The sequence below is a fragment of the Mangrovibacter phragmitis genome (genome assembly GCF_001655675.1).
GTDB lineage: Bacteria > Pseudomonadota > Gammaproteobacteria > Enterobacterales > Enterobacteriaceae > Mangrovibacter > Mangrovibacter phragmitis.
In genome coordinates this window covers 1-882 of sequence record NZ_LYRP01000035.1, presented here as the reverse complement: position 1 = coordinate 882, position 882 = coordinate 1, and the positions used below count along the sequence as shown (strand labels likewise).

The window sequence follows — 882 nt, the reverse complement described above, 5'->3', positions numbered from 1 at the left end:
CTGCTGGGGTGGAGTGATAATGCCTTCTCGCCCTATGACCCGCGCAGCCCGAACCACACACCGCCTCCCGTAAACACAGAGGAGCAGTGACCATGGCAATAGATTTGGATGCACTAACAGCGGCCGCAAACCAGGCGGCACAGGCCTGTTTCAGCAGGCACATTCACGAATAACATAACAGGGAGCAAGAATGGGATTCTGGGAAAAAGTTGAACGGGTTGATACGGCGGTGGCACGGTTTTATGCCCGGAGAAAAGTGTGGATTTGGGGTGTGGTGTCGCTGCCGGTACTGTATGTGGCGGGCTGGATGGTGTGGGTGATGCTCTGGGCACCACCGGCAGGGGGAGTGACACTGATTATTCACAGCAAACTGGACCGGCCCATACTGGGGTTCAGCGTGAACGGTATGGCGGGGGGGAATGCCGGAGCTTTTGACCCTACTAATAAGTATGCAGGTGAAAACGGAGCGACTACCTGCTGCGGCAGTGTCCACGGGAAGACGGCAGAGGTTATCTGGACCGTTACCTATACCAGAGCGCAGTACAACGCCGGGTTACGCACAGAGGTTCATAAGGTTGTTATGCCAATGCCTGAGCGTAAGCGGGGTGAAAACGACCTGCATGTTCATTTTTTACCGGGCGACCGGGTCCTGCTGGGGTGGAGTGATAATGCCTTCTCGCCCTATGACCCGCGCAGCCCGAACCACACACCGCCTCCCGTAAACACAGAGGAGCAGTGACCATGGCAATAGATTTGGATGCACTAACAGCGGCCGCAAACCAGGCGGCACAGGCCTGTTTCAGCAGGCACATTCACGAATAACATAACAGGGAGCAAGAATGGGATTCTGGGAAAAAGTTGAACGGGTTGATACGGCGGTGG

General features: G+C 55.8%; 1 protein-coding gene. It reads left to right on the top strand.

All coding sequences use genetic code 11. From position 1 onward, the window contains the following. Positions 1-190 precede the first annotated feature (190 nt). Positions 191-739, top strand: a complete 549-nt coding sequence (locus tag A9B99_RS17595; protein ID WP_064599785.1) for a DUF3304 domain-containing protein — start codon at positions 191-193, stop codon at positions 737-739. The last annotated feature ends 143 nt before the right edge of the window (positions 740-882 follow it).

Coding starts and splice junctions, on each gene's coding strand:
- A9B99_RS17595 (WP_064599785.1), top strand. CDS start 191: ATGGGATTCTGGGAAAAAGTTGAACGGGTTGATACGGCGGTGGCACGG.